Here is a 16,749-nt window from a genome sequence, read left to right on the forward strand (position 1 = left end):
CCCCTCACCTCGATCCTCTCCCCCAAGGGGGAGAGGAAGTGCGCACGCTCCTGACTAGGCGGCAAGCGCATCAGCATTCTGTTCACGTCCGCGCGCTAGTTTTCCCGGGAGCCATCGCTTCCGGGAGCGCGCCATGCGTCTTCAGATCTTGATCTCGATTTTCGCCGGACTGGTCTTCAGCGCGGCCGCGCATGCGCAAAACCCGGTCATAGTCGTCGATGCCGGGCATGGCGGCGAGGATGACGGGTATTATTCCTGGACCGGGCACCCCGAAGCCGAGCTGGTGCTGCGGATCGCGCAGCGTATCGAGGAACGGCTAACCGCTAGCGGCGGTCTTGATGTCCGCATGACGCGATCGGGCGAGGGCGGGCCGAGTGACGAGACGCGCCTGGCCATCGCCAATGCCGCCGGTGCCGATCTGATGCTGTCGATCCACGCCGATGTCGCGAGTGAACGGGCGTCTGCGCGCGGGCTGATCATCTACCGGGCGTCAGATCTCGCCCGGCGTCAGGTCCTGGCGCGGACAATTGCGCTGGGGTTTGCCGCGAACGAGGCCGAAGCGGGCGCGGCGCTGGCCGACCGGCTGGGCCGCGAAGAGGCTTTCATCGGCACACTGCGCGCCAGCCTGCCCGCTGATCTGCCGCTGGTCGTGGACGAGGGACGGGGCGCGCTGTTCGACGTGTTGATGGACGCGAATACGCCCGCGCTCTTCGTCGAGTTTCCGTTTCTGAGCAATTCGGGGGAGGCGGTATCACCGCCGCTGGATGACAGCCAGATTGCCGTCGTCAACGCCTTTGCGGACGCAGTGATCGCCCACCACGCGGTGCCAACACCCGGCTAGTCAAACGGGTTGTCCGGCTCAAGCCGGAAGCTCTGTCGTGAGACGACTTCCCAGCCATTCTCGGTCAGCTCCTCGGTCACGCTCTCATAGCCGTCTTCGGTGATATTCGAGTAGCGGCCGCGGAAGCGCCGGGTGACACCGTCATTGCCGGTATAGGTTTCGTCGCCAAAGACGATGCCGTCCTCGGCCGCCTCTCCGGTACCGTCCGACACGCCGTTGATGGAATTGAAATAGCGAAAGTGAAGCTGTCCGCTCGCGTCGGTGTGGAAGAGCGTCTCGCCGGTATAGTCGGTCGGACCGGGGACAATGTGCCGGTCGCGGACGTGCACGCCGAAAACCGTAGAAAAGCAATGGATATCGAGGGATTCACTGCCCTCGAAGACGGCAGTCCAGCACTGGCCGATCAAGGGGCCAAAGGCTTCAATCGTACTGCCGCGCGGATAGTCGCCGCCTGCTCCCGGATCAAAGTCCGATACCGGTCCGGCGCGTGTGAACGAGCGCGGTTCTTCAGTGTTCCAGCCACCATAGTCCTCGCCAAGAAACTGCTCGCGCACGAAGACGGCCTCATCCCCGCTGACCGCGCCCCAGTGGATGCGAAGCTGCAGCCCGCCGTCCCAGTCATTGTAGCTGTAGAGAACCGGCGCACCGTCGATAATGGCCCCGTCGCTGTCCACCACACCGCCCGTGTTGTTGAGATAGCGCGAGATGATGCGCTCCTCGGCGGCGTTCCAGTGCAGGATTTCTTCGCCATAATGCATGCCGTGCGGGCCCGCGACCGAATGGAGGATGCGCACAGACCCGGTCTCCAGCTCGTCGAAACAATAGGTTTCCGGTTCCGGTAGCTCATTGAGCGGGGCCGACCAGCAGGATCCCAGATAGGGCGCGAATGCGTCGGTCAGGGGTGAGTCCGCTTCGGCGGCCACCGCTGTGAGGCCTGCGGCCAGTGCTGCGCCTGCGATTGTCGCCTTCATGCCGCGTCTCCCGAATCGCCCAACTCGCTCATCAGGTGCCGGACCGCCGTGCTTGCATCGGTCTCAATCAGGACCTCTCCGGAGAAGCCGGGCGGGGTGAAGCCCTCCTGTTCGGTGCGCTGAAGCAGGCTGAAAACCGGATCCCAGAAACCGCCGACATTCAGGAACGCCACGGGTTTTTTCTGCAGACCGAGCCGGTTGCGCGAGAGCACGTCGAAGATTTCCTCCAGCGTGCCGACGCCTCCGGGCAGAATCAGAAACGCATCCGATTCGTTGATCAGGATGTTTTTCCGCGTCGACATCGTGGTGACGATACGGGTCTCGGCTTTTTCAAGAAGGCCTTCGTGCTTGATCATGAATTCCGGAATCACGCCGAGGACGGGCCCGTCGAGATCGAGCGCGGATTGGGCGGCGATCCCCATCAGGCCGACATCCCCGCCGCCATAGACAAGGCGGGCACCGGCGCGGGCGATGGCTTCACCCGCGGCCTTGGCCCCGTCGGCATAGGTCTGGCTTGCCCCCTTCGCCGAACCGCAAAAGACGCCGATTGACCAAAGTTTCGCCATGTCCTGGATGCCTTCTCATGTTGACGTGAGTGTCAGGTTATTGCGTGAATCGGCGCGGCGCGAGTTTTGCGAGCGGCTTTTTGCGCAGTCTGCGTTGCGCCAGATCGGGAGGTCCCCCATGACCGCCATGCGGTCCCTTATCATTGCCGGCATTCTTGCCGCTGCGGCCATCATTGCCGCAATCATCTACATCACCACGAGAACCGGTGGTGACGATGCGGCCGTGGACCCGGCAAGCACGGCGCAAAATGCGCCCGGGCCTCTCATTGATGACGCGGTCACGACCACTGCCCCGCCCAGTTTTGACATTGTCCGGGTCGATCCGCGCGGCACCGCGGTCATTGCGGGCCGTGGCGCACCCGGAGCCGTCGTGGCTGTCCTGGGTGACAATGAGGAAATTGCACGCGCGGACGTCGATGATCGCGGCGAGTGGGTAATCATTCTCGATGAGCCGCTTCCGGCCGGCTCTCTGGAACTCGGCCTGCTGATGACGATGCCGGACGGTCGCGAGGTTCGCTCCGAACAGGTTGTCATTGTCTCCATCCCTGAAAGCCGGGATGAGACGCCGCTGGTGGTGCTTGGCCGTCCCGGCGAGGCGAGCCGCGTGCTGCAGGGGCCAGTCGACGGTATCGAGATGGGACCACTGGCGCTGGAAACCGTCGATTATGACGAGGCCGGCGGCGTGATTTTTTCGGGTCGGGCAGACCCCGACATGCGCGTTCGCGTGATTGCCAATGGCTCGACGATCGGCGAAACGACGGTCGGTTCGGACGGGCGCTGGACCGTGCGGGCGGGCGATACGCTGGCACCGGGGCTTTACGACCTGCAAATCGACATGCTCGGCCCGGACGGGCGGGTCCTGGCTGTCATCGCCTTGCCCTTCGAGCGGGCGGCACCGGGCGCAGTCAATCTCGGGCCGGACAGCGTGGTGGTTCAACCGGGCAACAGCCTGTGGCGGATTGCGCGCCGCCTCTACGGATCGGGCGTGCAATACACGGTGATCTATCAGGCCAATCGCGACCAGATCCGCGACCCCGACATGATTTATCCCGGCCAGGTCTTCACCACGCCCTCGCAGGGTGATGACTATCCGGCCGAGGACTTGACTGACGACGGCTAGGCACTGGCGTGTCGCGTCAGCCCACCCTATGTGAGGGCGGATGAGCGACACCCCTGCCGATCCGAACACCGACACCCCGCCATCGGTGGGGCTCGCCTCTGCTTTCGGGCGGCTGATCGCGCTGCTTGCATCCCCCGACATGCGCAAATGGCGGCCGCGCATGGTGCTGGCGCTGGTCCTGACCATTGCGGCCAAGGGATTCGCCGTTGCCGCACCGGTCTTCTTCGGTGAGGGCGTGAATGCCATTACCGAACGCACGGCAGACGTCGCGGTGTGGAGCTTCATCGCCGCCTTCCTGATCTATGCCGGCGCGCGTTTCATGAGTGTCGGTGCCCCGCAATTGCGCGACGCCATGTTCGCACCAGTCAGCCAGGACGTGCAGCGCCTGATCGCGGTCCGCGCCTTCGGCCATGTCCAGCGCCTGTCGCTGAATTTCCACCAGACCAAGCGCACCGGCGCGCTCAACCGGATCATCGATCGCGGCGCGCGGGCGGTCGACTTCCTGTTGCGCTTTCTGGTTTTCAATATCGGGCCGACCGTGTTCGAACTGTTACTCGCCGCGGGCGTGATGGGCGTCGCCTATGGCTGGGAATTCCCCGTCATCGCGGTGGTCACGGTCGCGGCGTATGCACTGGCGACGTTCTCGGTCACCGAATGGCGGGTGAAGCTGCGCCGGGTGATGAACGAAGCCGACAACGAGGCCAATGCCCGCGCGGTTGATGCGCTGATCAATTTCGAGACGGTGAAAGCCTTCGCCGCCGAAGCGCGCGAAACCGACCGCTATGACGGCGCGCTGCGGCGCTATGCCGATGCGGCGGCGCGCTCGCAATCCTCGCTGGCGCTCCTCAACGGGCTGCAGGCGCTCGTGATGAATGCCGGCTTGTTGGCGATGGCGCTCGTCGCGGGTCTCAAAGCCTGGAACGGGACTCTGCAAGCGGGTGATGTGGCGGCAGTGACGCTGATCCTGATGAATATCTATCAGCCGCTGAATATTCTCGGCTGGGCCTATCGCGAGATCAAGCAGGCGACGGTCGATCTTGAACGCGTGTTCCAGACCCTTGCCCTGAAACCTGACGTCGCCGACGCCGCAGATGCGATGGATGCCGCTATCCCGCACGGCGCGATCCGGTTCGAGGACGTGCGCTTTGCCCATGAAGGCCGAGAGCGCTCGGTTGACGGAGTCAGTTTTGATATCCCGGCTGGCAGTTTCGTCGGCGTGTGCGGCCCGTCGGGCGCCGGCAAATCGACCCTGCTGAAACTGCTCTTCCGCTTCTATGATCCGTCAGGCGGGCGTATCGAAATCGACGGGCAGGATCTGCGCCATGTCCGGCAGGACAGTCTGCGCGCCAATCTGGGCCTGGTGCCCCAGGACGTGGTCCTCTTCAATGACACGCTGCGCGCCAACATCCTCTACAGCGCGCCACACGCGGACGACGCGGCAGTCATGGAGGCCGCTGACCGGGCGCGGCTGGGCGACTTCATCCGCAAGCTGCCGAACGGTCTCGATACGCAGGTCGGAGAACGTGGCCTGAAACTCTCCGGCGGCGAGAAACAGCGCGTCGGTGTCGCCCGCGCGATCCTGAAAGATCCGAAAATCCTGGTGCTCGACGAAGCAACGTCCGCGCTCGACTCCGAGACCGAACGCGAGGTTCAGGCTGCGCTGAAGGAAGCCGCGAAGGGGCGCACGACCGTCGCGGTCGCGCACCGCCTGTCCACGATTGCCGGTGCCGATACCATTCTCGTCCTCGAGGACGGGCATATCGCCGAGACCGGCACGCATGACGAACTCATCGCGCGCGGCGGTCTCTATGCCACGATGTGGAAACGCCAGGCCGAGGCGGGGGAGGTGTCTGCATCGCGAATGCCGCAGGACCGGCGTCCTCTCAACACCAGAGCAGAGAGCTAGCATTCCAATGTTGCCATCCCGGATGCGTAGCGGTCCGGGACCTGAAACCAGGAGCCTGACGTTCGAGGTCCCGGCTCAGCGCCGCTGACGCGGCTTGGCCGGGATGACACACTGAATAACCAACGGGTATCGTGGCGCGCGTCTCCTACCCCCACATCAATCCTCGAAGAAGCCGACCGTGGTGACTTCTTCGGAAATGATGGTCGCGGCGACCTCGCCGCCGGCTGTTACGACGCGGTAGTCGCCCGGAGCGAGCACGACCGGGTCACCACCTGTGAGGCCCGACGCGACGGTCTCACCGTCCTCATCGACCACCTCAAAACGGGTGGCAACCGCACGGGTCATGGCCTCGGCAAGTCCGTCCGCATCGGCGGCACTGAAATACTCGCCGCCACCTGCCGCCGCCCAGCTTTCAAACGTGCGGGCAAGGTCAGCATCATCAATGGCAAAGCCAACGATATTGACGCGGATATCCCAGCCGAGTTCGCGCAGGGCCTGGATCTGGACCTCCGCATCACCATCGCAGGTCTCCTCGCCATCGGTCAGAACCACGAGGACGCGCTGGCCCGGAACATCGGCGAGATCGCTGCGGACATGGCCGATCGACGCTCCAATGGGTGTGCGGGCAAGGTTCATCGCATTGACACCGGCTATCGTTGACGTCACCGCGCCCGCGTCGAGCGGACCGAGCGGAATCTCCAGGTCGGTCCGGCAGGAATCGGCTTCGCGGTGCCCGAAGACGCGCAGCGCAAAGCCGGTGCCTTCCGGAATGGTGTCGGTGACGAGTTCGGTCAGGGTCGCCTTGGCGATCTCGATCCGGCGGTCTCCACCGATACGTTGCAGCATGGACCCAGATGCATCGAGAATGATCTCGACCGCATCCCCTTCACCCAGCGCAGCGCGGCCTTGTGTGACGATGAGTTCGCCCGGCGGGTTGGGTGCCGGAATGACTGTCAGGGCTTCGCGGTCCATCTCCTGCCCGCCGCGCGTGCGGTAAACTAGGTCGTAGCCGCCCAGGACTTCGGGCGCGACCAATTCGACGGCCGGCTCGTTCGGATCGACATAGCTGTAGTCGTATTCATTCCCGTCCACGTCAGCGATGAAAATCATGTCGCCGGCATTGCCGGCCCCCTCCCACGCGACTGTGAAAGGCGACCGCGCCCAAGCCTCGCCCGGACCGTCGATGTCGACGCTGGCTTCGACGATGGTGATGGGCGAACGCCCAATGACCCGGTTGTTCGAGACATAGACGACATCGAAATCGCCAAGCGTCTCGCCCACCCGAAGTGTGACAGCATTGTCCGTGGCGTTCGTGACATAGGTGTAGCTGCCGATCCCCCGGCGGACGTCACCATCGCGGTCTGCAAAAGTGATCAGGTCACCATTGTTGTCCGGTCCGTCGAAGGTCACGGGAATGCGCCCTCCGGCATGGATCTGCGCGGGTGCCTCGACGGAAGCGGAAATGGTCCCGACAGAAATCGGATGGCGGGCGAGAATGGTTTCGCCCGAACGGTAGATCAGGTCGTACTCGCCCGCATCAGCTGGTGCGCGCAGGCTGCGCGAGCCTTCAGTATTGTCCTGCACGTAACCGTAGGACGTACCGCGGATATAGGCACCGTTGCGTTCCGCCCAGGTGATCGAATCGCTGCGGCTGGCCGGACCCGTCCAGCTGACCTCGAAGGTTTCGCCTGCGCCGACCGAATCGGGGCCCGACACGGTCGCTTCGGCCATGATGACCGTTAGCGGTCGCGACGCGTGAACAGCACCCTCAAAGACATAGACCAGCACGTAGTCGCCGGGGGCTTCTGGCACCTCGATCCGTTCCGGATTGTTGCGGACATAAGCGTAGGCGGCACGCCGCGCGCCTTCCTCGGTCGGACGGATTTCCAGCATTCCGCCTGTGTCCTGCGGTGCGGTCCAGTTCACCTCGATGGCCTGGCGGATATGCGCCTGGGATGGTGCATCGAGTGTGTAGTCCTGTGCTGACGCCAGAGGCGCCAGGCCGAGCGTGATGATAAGTGCAATGAACCGCATTGTCCGTCCCCGTATGTGAGCTTACCGAAAGGTTAACGCGGCGGGCTTCTGGCGGGAAGTAGAAAGGGGCCGGGAAAGAATACCCGCCTTCCTCCCCCATAACCGAGTGGAAGGCACAGATTCTGAAATCCCGGACGGCGCAGCCGAACCGGGACCTCGAAATGAATAAGGAGGCCCCGGCTCTGCGCCGCAAAAACGGCTTGGCCGGGGTTTCACCGCGTCTCGTGTATCTTCTCCATCACAGCTAGGTTGGCCCGTGATTCAGGACAGGGACGCAGCGATGGACGAACCGAAAACCAGCCGGAACGAGGAGGGCGCGTTCGAGCCCTTCGCCTGCAGTGACGTGCCCTGGACAGAGTTTTCGAAGGGATCGAAATTCGGACTGCGCTACAAGCATTTGTCGAGCTTTGGCGGGGGTAGCAAGGTCGGTGTGGCGCTCGAGGAAATCGAACCCGGCAAACAGGGCGCGCCATTTCATTATCACCTGCGGGAGGAAGAGCACCTCTTCATCCTGTCCGGAGAGCTGACGCTTCGGCTCGGATCGAAACGGTACCGGATGAAGGCGGGGGACTTTGTCTGCTTCCCCGCGGGGCAGCAGGTCGGCCATGCCATCATCAACGAGAGCGAAAAGACCTGCCGCTATCTCATCATCGGCGAGAATGACCCGGACGAGGTCTGCGTCTATCCCGACAGCGGACGGGTCAGTGTCCGGCGCCTGGGCGAAGGCTACCGGAAGTCGGAAACGATGGACTACTGGGAGGGCGAGGACATCGGATGATTGCCGAGATTGCCCGCTGGGTCGTTATCGCTTTCGGTCTCTGGATTGCGGCTGTCGGCGTGCTGATGGCGTCCGCGCCCCACACAGCCCGGTCCGGCCTGGCGCGTATGGGTAGTACGCCCATCATCAATGTGACCGAACTCGGTTTGCGGCTGGTTGCCGGGCTCGCCATCTGGCTCGCGGCTGATCTGTCGCGCTGGCCGGACGGCTTCCGCGTCGCCGGCAGTTTTGTCGTGATCACGTCTGTCTTGCTGCTGGCGATTCCGCGCCGCTGGCATCATGGCTATGCCCTCTGGTGGGCCAACCGGCTAAAGCCGCTCTGGGTCCGGTTGCTGGCCCCGGCCGCCCTGATTGCAGGCGCAGTCGTGGTGTGGTCTGTCGCCTAGGCGATCGTGTTTACAGGTCTGCGGGGAAGGGGATGGCTCCTCGGGACGGGCTCGAACCGCCGACCCGGTGATTAACAGTCACCTGCTCTACCAACTGAGCTACCGAGGAACATCGCGTCGAAGCGAGGAGGGCTTGTATCAGACGTTTCTCCGAACAGGCAAGCGCCGGGCTGCGACACATTGCACATCAGCCCAAAGAAAAATCGGGAGCCCTTGAAAAGGGCCCCCGAAAAGGCATTGGGTGGATGGTGGGGTGTCTCCACGAGGAAGACATCTGTAAACTGCGCGTTAAGGGTAAATATTGCGTTAATGGCATGGGCGGACTCGCTAAAAGGATTCACCAGCCTTGACGGAAGGTTAGCAAAAGGGGCTTCGAAACATGCGCGAATACACGACGTTTTCCGCGTTCTGGCCGCATTACCTGCGGGAACACGCCAAGCCCTCGACACGGGCCTGGCACTATGTCGGGTCCGCGCTAGCGATCGGTGTCCTGATCACGGCACTGGTCACGCGCAACTGGTGGCTTCTGCTCGCCGTCCCGGTGTCGGGCTATTTCTTCGCCTGGGTCAGTCATGCCTTCGTCGAGCGCAACAAGCCGGCGACCTTCACCTATCCGCTCTGGTCTCTGATCAGCGACTACAGGATGTTCGGCCTGTTTCTTACCGGGCGGCTTGATCCTGAGCTCGACGCGGCCGGTGTTGCGACCGGCCGCCAGAAACCGGCGCAGTAAGGCGTTAGAGGCCAGTCTGACTGTCTGGAAGGTGGAGGTCCCGCCCGGAATCGAACCGGGGTGCAAGGATTTGCAGTCCTCTGCGTAACCACTCCGCCACGGGACCATCCGATGCGGGAAGGCGATATCTAGCGAAGCCTTGGCGGCTCGGCAATGCGTGCGCGCATTTGACCGTCACCCATGCTTGCCGCGCGCGAAACTCGCGCGATATAAGCGGCACGAAAGCAGGCTGGCCGGAAGGATAATCCCCGTGAGTGAATTCGACAGCGAACGCCGCATCATGGTCGATGGCCAGATCCGCACCGCCGACGTGACCGACCGTCGGCTGCAATCCGCGCTTCTGGCTGTTCCGCGCGAACGGTTCATGCCCAAGGCCAAAGCGCCGCAGGCCTATGCCGACACGGAAGTCGAGGTCGGGACGGGGCGGTGGATGATGCGCCCGCGCGATTTCGCCAAGCTGGCCCAGGCCGCTGCGATCCGCTCGACGGATATCGTCCTCGATCTGGCGATCGGGCGGGGATATTCCTCGGCTGTTCTCAGCCGGGTTGCAGAAACCGTCGTTGGTGTCGAATCGGACGAGAGCCTGCTCGAGCGCGCCGAGCGCAATCTGGCTGCGACCGGTTCGGACAACGCCGTGGTCATCAAGGGCGATCTGAAAGTGGGCGCGCCGGATCAGGGTCCGTTTGACGTGATCTTCGTCAATGGTGCGGTCGACGAGCCGGCGCGGGCCTGGTTTGACCAGCTGGCCGATGGTGGCCGCCTCGCGGTGGTCGTGCGCAAGGGGCCGGTCGGCAAGGCGACCATCTTCACACGATCTGGCGCGAGTGTCGGTGAGCGGGTCGTGTTCGACGCGACGCCGCACAGGCTTCCGGAATTCGTTCGCGAGCCGGGCTTCGTATTCTAGGACGGCTTGCGCAGTCCGACGCGACGGAATTGCGGGCACCCGCCCGTATGGGACATGAGGCCGGCAACCGGAAAACTGACCAATTCGGCGCGAAAGTGAACGCTGTTCACTTTTTCGGTTTTAGCTTACGGTGCCGTAAAGTCTCCCCCATAGTGGAGACAGAAAATTGCTATAGGATGCGTCGCGAGATTACGGACAGGTGGATGGCATGATCAAAACTCTCGGTTGCGCTCTGGCGCTGGCAGTCACGGCAGCGGGCGCGTCATGGTCGCAGACGCTCGAAGATTCGCTGGCGCTGACCTACACCTCCAATCCAACGCTACAGGCCGAGCGGGCGCGGGTTCGTGCGGTCGCAGAAGGTGTCGCCCAGGCGCGTGCCGGTTATCTGCCGTCCGTTTCGGCGAGTGCCGGCATTTCCCGGTCCCGGACGGAAAGCTCTGGCGGTTTCTTCAACCAGGCCAACACGGTGACGCCGAAGAATTATTCCATCAACGCCAGCCAGGCGATCTGGCGCGGCGGGCGGATCACCGGTGCCATTGACCAGGCCGAAGCGAACTTCCTGGCCGCCGAGGAAAACCTCCGTGCTGTTGAACAGTCGGTCCTTCTCGATGCAGCGACTGCCTTTCTGAATGTCCAGCGCGATACCGAGATCGCCGAAATCCGCCGCAATAACGTGGAAGTCCTCGGTGCCCAGTTGCAGGCCGCTGAGGACCGGTTCGAAGTTGGCGAGATCACCCGTACGGACGTGGCCCAGGCCGAAGCCCGCCAGTCTGCGGCGCGCGCGCAATTCGCTGCGGCTCTGGCCCAGCTGGCATCCAGCCGGGCGGCCTATACCCGCATTGTCGGCCAGGCCCCGGGCACACTTGCCGAAGCTCCGCCGCTACCAACCCTGCCGGACTCGCTGCAGGAGGCCGTCGACATTGCTGCGGACTACAGCCCGGTCCTGCGCGGAGCCGCCTTTTCCGAAGAAGCTGCACGGGCCGGGATCCAGGTCGCGCGCGGAGCACTGCTCCCGGACGTGTCACTTTCCGGCAGTGCCGGAACGCGGCGCGATTCGTCCTTTTCGGGTGATCAGTCGGACAGCTATTCCATCGGGGCGCAGGTCTCGATCCCGATCTTCACCGGCGGTCTGAACCGGTCGCGTTTGCGGGCGGCGAACCACATCGCTGACCAGGCGCGCCTGCAGGTGTCGGCTGCTCGCCGTCAGGTGGAAGAAAACACCACCAATGCCTTCAACAACCATATCGCGGCCCAGTCGGTTATCGAGTCGAGTTCGCAGGCCGTTCGCGCCAACGAGATTGCGCTGGATGGCGTGCAGCAGGAAGCCTTCGTCGGGCTTCGCACGACGCTGGACGTGCTCAATGCCGAGCAGGAATTGCTCGATTCGCGCCTGACGCTCGTGACCGCGGAACGCGACGCCTATGTCGCCGGTCTGGTGCTGCTCCAGTCCATGGGTCTGCTGACGGCCGAGACACTCGCTCTCGATGTCGAAATCTATGATGCCGACCTGCGCCAGCCCGAGTGGGGTAATATCGACTTAACGCCCTGGAACTAGCATTTTAGAGAATAAGCGAATCGCACACTGGACAGGCGAGACTTGCGCCGGTTTATTCGCGTATCAGGGGAAGCGACCACTCGGAAGGACGCGCGCGCTCATGGCTCAGGAAGCAACCGACAACGAACCGACGATGGAGGAGATTCTCGCCTCCATCAAACGGATCATCAACGAGGACGAAGAGCCGGAAGCCAGCGAGGCCGCCGCCGAACCCGAGCCGGAACCCGCTCCCGAGCCCGAGGCCGAAAGCGATGTCCTCGAACTGACCGAGAAGGTCGAAGAAGACGGTATCGGCACCGATCCGCTCGCGATCGAGGACGATCTGATGATTGTCGACCGCGAGGAAGAGGCCGCCGCACCCGAGCCGGAACCCGAGCCCGAGCCGGAACCGGTCGCCGAGGAACCGGAGCCCGAGCCCGAGCCCGAGCCAGAACCCGAACCGGTTGCCGAAGCCCCGCCGCCGCGCCGCGAGCCGGTGCGCGAGGAAATTGTCGTCGAGGATGACGAGGATTCGCTGCTCGACCAGACTGCCGCGAGCGCAGCAGCCGGGGCCTTTGGTGCGCTCAGCAACAATCTGCGCATTGCCGGGACGGACGGTCAGACGCTCGAAGCGATCGTGCGCGAGCTGATGCGCCCGATGCTGAAGGAATGGCTCGACGCCAACCTGCCGCGCATTGTCGAGGAAAAGGTCGAAGCCGAAATCGAGCGCGTCGCCCGGCGCCGCTGATCGCCAACAACTGTCAGAAGATGAAAGACGGGCGTTGGCGGAACCGCCAGCGCCCGTTACCTATGCGCTATTATGCTGGACAAGACATTCACCCCGAAAGATGCCGAGCCGCGCCTCTACGCGGCCTGGGAGGATTCCGGTCACTTCAAGCCGAAGGATGACCCGGATGCGGAAACCTATTCCATCGTCATTCCGCCGCCCAACGTCACCGGCAGCCTGCATATCGGCCACGCGCTGAACAACACGCTCCAGGATGTGCTGATCCGCTATCACCGCATGCAGGGCAAGGCCGTGCTGTGGCAGCCGGGGACCGACCATGCCGGCATCGCGACCCAGATGGTGGTCGAACGCCAGCTGGCCGCTGAAGGCAATATCTCGCGCCGCGACATGGGCCGCGACGCTTTCGTCGAACGCGTCTGGGAGTGGAAGGAAAAATCCGGCGGGACGATCCTCAATCAGCTGCGCCGCCTCGGGGCCTCCTGCGACTGGAGCCGGGAACGCTTCACCATGGACGAGGGCCTCTCCAAGGCCGTCATCAAGGTGTTCGTGGAACTCCATCAGCAGGGCCTCATCTACCGCGACAAGCGGCTGGTGAACTGGGACCCGCATTTCCAGACGGCTATCTCGGATCTCGAAGTGGAAAACCGCGAGATCGACGGTCATTACTGGCGCTTCCGCTATCCGTTGGCCGACGGCTCGACCTATCGCTTCCCCATCGCCCATGATGAGGACGGCAATCCGACCGAGTGGGAGGAGCGCGACTATATTGTTGTCGCGACGACGCGGCCCGAAACCATGCTGGGCGATACCGCCGTGGCGGTGCATCCGGATGATGCGCGCTATGCCGGCTTCGTTGGCAAGAGCGTGCGCCTGCCCATCGCCGACGTCGAAATCCCGATCATCGCTGACGAGCATGCCGACCCGGAAACGGGGTCAGGCGCGGTGAAGATCACCCCGGCGCACGACTTCAACGACTTCATGGTCGGCGAGCGCCACAACCTGCCGCGCGTCAACCTGTTCGACCGTCAGGCGAGCCTGCTGACCGAAGACGATGGCATGGGCGGGCTGGACCGCATCCCGCCGGAATTGCGCGGGATGGACCGGTTCGAGGCGCGCAAGACAATCGTCGCGATGATGGACGACCTGGGCCTGCTCGACGGCATCGATGACAAGAAGGTGATGCAGCCCTTTGGCGACCGCTCCGGCGTCGTGGTCGAGCCCTACATGACCGACCAGTGGTTCGTTAAGGCCGATGTGCTGGCCAGGGACGCGCTCGCTGCCGTCGAGGACGGGCGCACCACCTTCCACCCCAAAAGCTGGGAAAAGACCTATTTTGAATGGATGCGCAACATCCAGCCCTGGTGCATTTCCCGCCAGCTCTGGTGGGGGCACCGGATTCCTGCGTGGTATGGTCCAAGTATAGTCTTGCTGGAAAATCGAGGCGATCACCACCTAATCGAGCTGGACTATAACGAACCGATCCCATTCGTCGCACAAACCTTTGAAGAAGCAAGGAAAGTTGCGTTTCGGCATTACGAGAAGACTGACGGGATTCCGAATGTCATCAAGTCGTCAGGTGAACACATCTACGATGGCAGTTTTGACCTGGTCGCCGACAGGCAAGCGGCGATGTCCGACGACACTCTGGAAATTGCACTCTGGCAGGACGAAGACGTCCTCGACACCTGGTTCTCCTCCGCGCTGTGGCCGTTTTCCACGCTCGGCTGGCCGGAAGAGACCGAGGAGCTGAAACGCTTCTACCCGACGAGCGTTCTGGTCACCGCGTTCGACATCATCTTCTTCTGGGTCGCCCGGATGATGATGCAGGGCCTTCATTTCATGGAGGAAGTGCCGTTCCCGGACATCTACATCCACGCCCTCGTGCGCGACGAGCACGGCGCGAAGATGTCGAAATCCAAGGGCAACGTCATCGACCCGCTCGAACTGATCGACGAGTACGGGGCCGACGCGGTGCGATTCACGCTTGCCGCGCTCGCCGCGCAGGGCCGCGACATCCGCATGTCGAAGGACCGCGTCGAGGGCTACCGGAATTTCGGCACCAAGCTGTGGAATGCCGCGCGCTTCTGTCAGATGAATGACTGCCGCCCGCATCCGGATTTCGATCCGAAAACCGTCAAGGCGACCGTCAATCGCTGGATTTTGAGCGAGGCGGAAGCCGCGGCCAAGGCCGTCTCGGCCGGACTCGACACCTACCGCTTCAACGAGGCGGCAGGCGCGGCTTATCGCTTCGTCTGGAACGTGTTCTGCGACTGGCATCTCGAATTCGCCAAGCCGCTCCTCTCCGGTAAGGACGAGGCGGCCAAGGCCGAAACGCGTGCGACGACGGCCTATGTGCTCGACATCGCGATGAAGCTGCTGCATCCCTTCATGCCCTTCGTGACCGAGGAACTCTGGTCGCAAACGGCGGGCGAGGGCGGACGCGACACACAGCTGATCGTCGCCGACTGGCCGCGTCTCGACGGTCTGGTCGATGCGGGCGCGCAGGCGGAAATGAACTGGCTCGTCGATCTCACCACCGACATCCGCCGCCTGCGCTCGGAGTCCAACATTCCGGCGGGTGCGAAGCTGAACGCCGTCATCGTCGGGGCGTCGGCCGAGACGAAGGCGCGGCTCGACCGCAATGGCGATCTCCTCAAACGCCTGGCGCGTCTCGATGCCGTGACGCTCGGCGATACGATCCCGGACGGCTCACTCCAGACTGTGATCGGCGAGGCGACCATCGCCCTGCCGCTCGAAGGCGTCATCGACACCGGCGCGGAGAAGGACAGGCTCGCGAAGGAAATCGCCAAGGTCGAGGGCGAGATTGCCCGGCTCGACAAGAAGCTCGGCAATGAGCGCTTCGTCGCCAATGCACCGGCCGAGGTCGTCGAGGGCGAGCGCGCCAAGCGCGCCGACTATGCCGCGCAAAAGGACAAGCTCTCCGAAGCGCTGGCCCGTTTGGGGTAGGGGAATCCCCATAACCCCAAGAACTGGCAAGGGTGAATCCTGCGCGGTACTTGTTCGCGTGTAGGGCGAGTGCTATCGTTTGGGACCTGTGCGGAACCAATGACGAGGTCGTTCATGCGCCGGGTCGTATTACCAATCTTTTGTGTGGGTTCGCTTCTGGTTTTGCCAACAGGAGCATCGGCTGCTGCGCAAAGCGTGGAAACCGTGACATTCCGGGTGCCGGTGGAAGTTACCGATATTCGTTATCTGTCCAGCGTGAATGTGCGCTGTGCAATACAGGATGGGACACGAACCGAGCCGCTCGATCTCGAAGACTGGTCGAACTCGCATATGATTTCCAATCTGGTGCGGTGGCGGCTCTGGTCGCCGGATTTTGGGCGGTGCGTTTCTGACCCAACCAGCGAAGAAGCGACGCGGCGCTGTATGACAGAGGGTGAAGGCGGCGGTTATTCGTGGAGCGGTGTCATTGAAGTACCGATCCATGATTTCCAGGGCGGACGCATCCGGGTCGCCGAGGCCGAGAACTACAGTTGCAAGGCCGTGGTTCATTACGACACCGAGCCGGATGTTGCTGGTGAAGCAGGACTGGAAGACGGATTGTGCGCAGGATTTTTTGAGAACCCGTTCTCGATTGATGCCCGCGAGCGCTATCAGGTCTTTACCGGTGGCGACATTGCCGAAGCCGAGCTTTGTTCGGAAGGGCGATTTGATCCCTCCGCCGGGGTTATCACGGTAGAGCGCCAGTTTATTCGCGATGGCGAATACGACGGTGAACCGGGCGCGGGCAGTTCCGGCAGTGGGGCTTCGACACCGGCGACGATTAATCCCGCTCTCGCCGAGCGGCTGCCCGACAACGCGACCCTTTCAAGTCGCGTCGGCCAGGTAGCCCGGACACAAGTCACGGCACCGCTGCTGACCCAGTCGGCAGGGGCAAGTGGTGACCGCACCTGCCATGATGCGGTTCAGGGGCGTATTGCCTGGAACCAGTCAGGCAATACGCAATGGGCAGACGCGAATGTGAATGCGCTTTGCGAAGGCGCGGAAAGCAGTGATCAGCCCGCGGCCTGTTTTGATCGCGTGATGCATCAGGGTGTGGAACGCGCTGGTGGCGGCCAGTGGAGATGGCAGGAGGTCCGCGATCTTTGCAGGGGAAGCCGGAACGCTGGCGATCGTATTGCCTGTTATGAAAGCAGGGTTGCATCCGGCGCGTCGCTGAGCGATGCGATATCATCCTGCAACTGACAATGCAGCGATTACAATTGCG

At 63.1% G+C, this 16,749-nt stretch carries 14 protein-coding genes and 2 tRNA genes; 11 read left to right on the top strand and 5 right to left on the bottom strand.

The features are described 5' to 3' along the window. Positions 1-133: 133 nt before the first annotated feature. Positions 134-841 (top strand): N-acetylmuramoyl-L-alanine amidase, encoded by a 708-nt coding sequence (locus V0U35_RS13010; protein WP_330197168.1) that lies wholly within the window; start codon positions 134-136, stop codon positions 839-841. On the opposite strand, the gene V0U35_RS13015 is transcribed toward V0U35_RS13010, so the two are convergent. Together V0U35_RS13015 and V0U35_RS13020 are read right to left on the bottom strand one after the other, a co-directional pair. Then, positions 838-1,812 (bottom strand): hypothetical protein, encoded by a 975-nt coding sequence (locus V0U35_RS13015; protein WP_330197169.1) that lies wholly within the window; start codon positions 1,810-1,812, stop codon positions 838-840. The genes V0U35_RS13010 and V0U35_RS13015 overlap by 4 nt on opposite strands. Beyond that, on the bottom strand, positions 1,809-2,378 hold the full coding sequence (locus tag V0U35_RS13020; protein ID WP_330197170.1) for an LOG family protein: 570 nt from the start codon (positions 2,376-2,378) through the stop codon (positions 1,809-1,811). Before V0U35_RS13020 ends, V0U35_RS13015 begins: the two co-directional genes overlap by 4 nt. A gap of 118 nt (positions 2,379-2,496) precedes the next feature. Between V0U35_RS13020 and V0U35_RS13025 the strand changes: the two genes are divergently transcribed. Further along, positions 2,497-3,498 (top strand): LysM peptidoglycan-binding domain-containing protein, encoded by a 1,002-nt coding sequence (locus tag V0U35_RS13025; RefSeq protein ID WP_330197171.1) that lies wholly within the window; start codon positions 2,497-2,499, stop codon positions 3,496-3,498. Positions 3,499-3,538: 40 nt separating this feature from the next. Then, positions 3,539-5,404 carry an ABCB family ABC transporter ATP-binding protein/permease gene (locus tag V0U35_RS13030; protein ID WP_330197172.1) on the top strand — a complete coding sequence of 622 codons (1,866 nt, stop codon included), beginning with the start codon at positions 3,539-3,541 and terminating at the stop codon, positions 5,402-5,404. 156 nt (positions 5,405-5,560) lie between these two features. Here the strand turns inward: V0U35_RS13030 and V0U35_RS13035 are convergent, their stop codons facing one another. Further along, positions 5,561-7,438, bottom strand: coding sequence for a vWA domain-containing protein (locus V0U35_RS13035; protein WP_330197173.1), 1,878 nt, complete (start codon positions 7,436-7,438; stop codon positions 5,561-5,563). 280 nt (positions 7,439-7,718) lie between these two features. Between V0U35_RS13035 and V0U35_RS13040 the strand changes: the two genes are divergently transcribed. Both V0U35_RS13040 and V0U35_RS13045 read left to right on the top strand, forming a co-directional pair. Then, on the top strand, positions 7,719-8,216 hold the full coding sequence (locus V0U35_RS13040; protein WP_330197174.1) for a cupin domain-containing protein: 498 nt from the start codon (positions 7,719-7,721) through the stop codon (positions 8,214-8,216). Continuing rightward, complete coding sequence (locus V0U35_RS13045) at positions 8,213-8,602, top strand: hypothetical protein (protein ID WP_330197175.1); 390 nt, start codon at positions 8,213-8,215, stop codon at positions 8,600-8,602. Before V0U35_RS13040 ends, V0U35_RS13045 begins: the two co-directional genes overlap by 4 nt. Positions 8,603-8,635: 33 nt before the next feature. Here V0U35_RS13045 and V0U35_RS13050 read toward each other — a convergent pair. Further along, positions 8,636-8,711, bottom strand: a tRNA-Asn gene (locus tag V0U35_RS13050). Between the two features lie 270 nt (positions 8,712-8,981). Between V0U35_RS13050 and V0U35_RS13055 the strand changes: the two genes are divergently transcribed. Continuing rightward, the gene (locus tag V0U35_RS13055; RefSeq protein WP_330197176.1) at positions 8,982-9,332 is read left to right on the top strand and encodes an Mpo1-like protein; all 351 of its coding nucleotides are present in this window, start codon (positions 8,982-8,984) and stop codon (positions 9,330-9,332) included. A 32-nt stretch (positions 9,333-9,364) separates the two neighbouring features. Here V0U35_RS13055 and V0U35_RS13060 read toward each other — a convergent pair. Next, positions 9,365-9,438, bottom strand: a tRNA-Cys gene (locus V0U35_RS13060). Positions 9,439-9,582: 144 nt separating this feature from the next. On the opposite strand from V0U35_RS13060, the gene V0U35_RS13065 reads away from it, so the two are divergent. From V0U35_RS13065 to V0U35_RS13085, 5 genes are all read left to right on the top strand, one after another. Beyond that, a complete protein-coding gene (locus V0U35_RS13065) occupies positions 9,583-10,236 on the top strand; it encodes a protein-L-isoaspartate O-methyltransferase family protein (protein ID WP_330197177.1) in 654 nt (217 codons plus the stop codon). Positions 10,237-10,444: 208 nt separating this feature from the next. Further along, positions 10,445-11,791, top strand: a complete 1,347-nt coding sequence (locus V0U35_RS13070; protein ID WP_330197178.1) for a TolC family outer membrane protein — start codon at positions 10,445-10,447, stop codon at positions 11,789-11,791. 100 nt (positions 11,792-11,891) lie between these two features. Then, entirely contained in the window at positions 11,892-12,518 is a 627-nt protein-coding gene (locus V0U35_RS13075) for a DUF2497 domain-containing protein (protein WP_330197179.1), read from the top strand. A 72-nt stretch (positions 12,519-12,590) separates the two neighbouring features. Beyond that, positions 12,591-15,485, top strand: a complete 2,895-nt coding sequence (locus tag V0U35_RS13080; RefSeq protein ID WP_330197180.1) for a valine--tRNA ligase — start codon at positions 12,591-12,593, stop codon at positions 15,483-15,485. A 114-nt stretch (positions 15,486-15,599) separates the two neighbouring features. Continuing rightward, complete coding sequence (locus V0U35_RS13085) at positions 15,600-16,727, top strand: hypothetical protein (RefSeq protein ID WP_330197181.1); 1,128 nt, start codon at positions 15,600-15,602, stop codon at positions 16,725-16,727. The last annotated feature ends 22 nt before the right edge of the window (positions 16,728-16,749 follow it).

Source organism: Hyphobacterium marinum (assembly GCF_036330325.1).
Lineage (GTDB): Bacteria > Pseudomonadota > Alphaproteobacteria > Caulobacterales > Maricaulaceae > Hyphobacterium > Hyphobacterium marinum.